2 protein-coding genes are annotated in these 2851 nt (G+C 73.0%); one reads left to right on the top strand and one right to left on the bottom strand.

Going from position 1 to position 2851, the window contains the following annotated elements; all coding sequences use genetic code 11:
- A partial coding sequence (locus tag NBW84_RS08605) for a PASTA domain-containing protein (protein ID WP_250283410.1) occupies positions 1–589 on the top strand: 589 nt, incomplete at its 5' end.
- A gap of 221 nt (positions 590–810) precedes the next feature.
- Here NBW84_RS08605 and NBW84_RS08600 read toward each other — a convergent pair.
- Positions 811–2619 (bottom strand): sensor histidine kinase, encoded by a 1809-nt coding sequence (locus NBW84_RS08600; protein ID WP_250283408.1) that lies wholly within the window; start codon positions 2617–2619, stop codon positions 811–813.
- Positions 2620–2851: the final 232 nt, after the last annotated feature.

The raw sequence follows: 2851 nt of genomic DNA, 5'->3' as shown, positions 1-2851 counted from the left end.
GGACGCCACCCGGGGCCCGGCACCGGCGGCGTCCGCCGTGGCCGTGCCGGCATCCGCTCCGCCCACCGCGAACGTCACAGCGCAGGCCGGCACCGGGCCGGGCGGTGGGCCGACCGGCCCCGCCGGCGGACCGAGCGCTGCCCCGAGCGCCGCGCCGCCCCCGGCGTCACCGCCGGATTCCCGCGTGGCGGTACCGGACGTGCGGGGCATGGTGCTCAACGACGCCTCCGCGGCCCTGCGCCAGGACGGTTTCACCAACATCCCCTACGTGTACGACTGCTACCGCTCCTCCGACATCAGCAATGTGGTGCGCCAGGACCCGGCTGCCGGCACGCGGATCGCGACGACGGCGGCGGTACGCCTGTACCTGCAGGCCAACGACTGCTCGGACGTGCCGAACGTCGTCGGGATGACGTTGGACGACGCCGCGGCAACCCTCAGGAAGGCCGGCTTCAGCAACATCCCCTACGTGTACGAGTGCCTGAACTCGAAGCAGATCGGGGCCGTCGTCACGCAGTCGGTCGCGCCGGGGACCAGCTACGGCAGGAGCAAGCCGGTGAGCCTGAAGCTGCAGGCGAACAACTGCTGATCACCCAGTCCGCCGGTCACGACTGACCGTCGCGGCCGGCCGACCACCGTTACCGGCCGCGCCCGGCCGGCGCACCCGGTCAGCAGACACACCCGGTCAGCCGGCACGCTCGCCCAACCGGAACGGTTCACCGGCCGGCACACCGGCCAGCCGCAACGGCCACCCGGCCAGAACCACCACCCAGCCAGAACGGCCAGCCGGCCGGGAGGAGGGGCCGCCGGTCAGCCGGAACGGTCGATCGGGCGCGGCCGGTTCGACCACAGCGGCGGAGCGGCCCGCAGGCCCGACCGGGAGTCCTCGGCGGACCGGGAGCGGGCCTCCTCGCCCGGGCGCGGACCCGGCCGGGCATCGTCCCCCGGCGAGCGCGGGCCCGGCTCGGAGCCCTCGCCCGACCGCAGCCCCGGCCGGACGTTCTCACCGGGCCACAGGCCGAGCCTGGCGTCCTCACCGGAGCGCAGGCCCGGCCGGGCGTTCTCCCCCGAGTGCAGGCCCTGCCGGGCATGGCGGCCGAACTCGCGGGCCAGCGGCAGCGTGGGCCGCTGCGGGACGCGAGCGCCTACCGCGGACCGGTCGAAAGCCTCCCGGACGCCCGCCGCGGACCGCGGGCCGACCGTGGCCGGGCGGGGCACCGCCGCCCACATGTCGACCTCGACGATGATCTCCCCGTCCTCGGAGGCCATCCGCAGCCGCCCGCCGTGGACCTCGACCAGCCGCCGCACGACGTACAGGCCCATGCCCGCGCCGTCGGTCTCCCGGGTAGCCGTCCCGTCCCGCTGGGTGAACGGCTCGAAGAGCTGGCGGATCGTGGCCGGGTCGAGGTCGGGGCCGGGGTTGCGCACCCGCAGGATCACTTCGTCACCGACCCGGCCGGCGATCAGCCGGACCGGCGCTCCCGGCCAGGAGTGCACCAGCGCGTTGTCGACAAGGTTCGCGACGACCTGGTGCAGCGCCTGCCGGGCCATCCGCACGGGCAGGTGGGGCGGGACGTCGACGGTGACGTTGGCGGCTGTCGTCGGCGTGTAGGACAGGGTCGCGAGCACCTCGTTGACGACCTCGGGGAGGTCCGCGACGCTGTTCTCCTCGGTGCCGGTGGCCGTCGCCGCGGTGAGCATGTTCTCCAGCAGCCGGGACAGCCGGTCGGAGTAGCTGACCGCCGAGTCGAGCATGTCGTCGAGCTGCGCCGGGGACATCCGGTCCCGCCGGCGCTTGATGGTGAGCAGGGTCCCGCGGATGCCGGTCAGCGGCGTGCGGAACTCGTGGGAGACGGTGGCAACCAGGTCGCTGCGGATCCGGTCGGTCTCCTCGAGACGGGCCATCAGGCTCTGCTGCCCCTCGTAGAGCTGCGCCCGGAAGTGCTCGGCCCGCCGCCGCGCCTGTTCGTTGAAATGCCAGAAGATCACCTGTGCCGCCGCCAGCGCGCAGATGAACGCCGCGCTGACCCCGGCGAACACCCAGGGCGACCCGGTGTACTCGGGCATCACGATCTGGCCGCCCACCACGCCGTTCGCCACGAACACGAACGCGATCGCCAGCAGGTAGACCGTCCAGTCCTCGTACAGGGCGATGAGGGCGACGACCACGAAGAAGTGGAAGTACACCTCGGTCTGCCCGTGCGAGAGGTGGACGAACACCACCGAGCTGCACAGCAGGCCGAGGCTGGTGGCCAGCGCCCGCAGCCGGCGCACACCCGGCAGGACGGCGGCGCCCAGCAGCACCGCGGACGGGGCGGTCGAGGCCAGGCCCTGCCAGATCCGGAAGTCCTGGTACCAGGCGTAGGTTACGATCATGGGCAGGTGGATGGCCAGGATCCAGACCAGCAGCCGGTGCCGGGCGACCCAGTCCTCGGTGGGCAGGCCGCGGCCGTGCGGCATCCACTCCAGCAGTTCCCCGCCGATCCTGCCGGTGACGCTCGCGGCATCCGCTATGGAGCGGCGGGGGGAATCCGGCATGTCGACACGGCGGACCCGGCCGGCGCGCGCACCACCGTGGCGACGCCGCGCCCGGTCAGGTACAGGGGCCGCGGAGGACATCCGGGCTATCCTGCCCCGATCACCATCGGACGCACCATGGCCGTCAAGGATGGTGTGCCATGCCAAGCATGCCTACCCGGGACTAGACCATCTTCACCAGTCCGCAACAGGTTCAAAAGGGGCATGGCGCGGCCAGCGCCCGCTTCGACAACCTGTGGGCTGCAAGGTGGCCTTCGGAAGGGCCGCCGTAGGAGGAGGACACCGTGCTCCCCGTGACCCTGACCGCTGCCAG

It is taken from the genome of Protofrankia sp. CiP1_Cm_nod2 (assembly GCF_920664355.1).
In the GTDB taxonomy this organism is placed as follows: domain Bacteria; phylum Actinomycetota; class Actinomycetes; order Frankiales; family Frankiaceae; genus Protofrankia.
Note: the sequence above shows the minus strand (reverse complement) of the source record. Positions and strands in the feature narration are given on the sequence as shown.

What these genes read in the sequence shown, in the direction of transcription:
- NBW84_RS08600 (WP_250283408.1), bottom strand. Translation starts at nt 2,619, where the DNA reads ATGTCCTCCGCGGCCCCTGTACCTGACCGGGCGCGGCGTCGCCACGGT.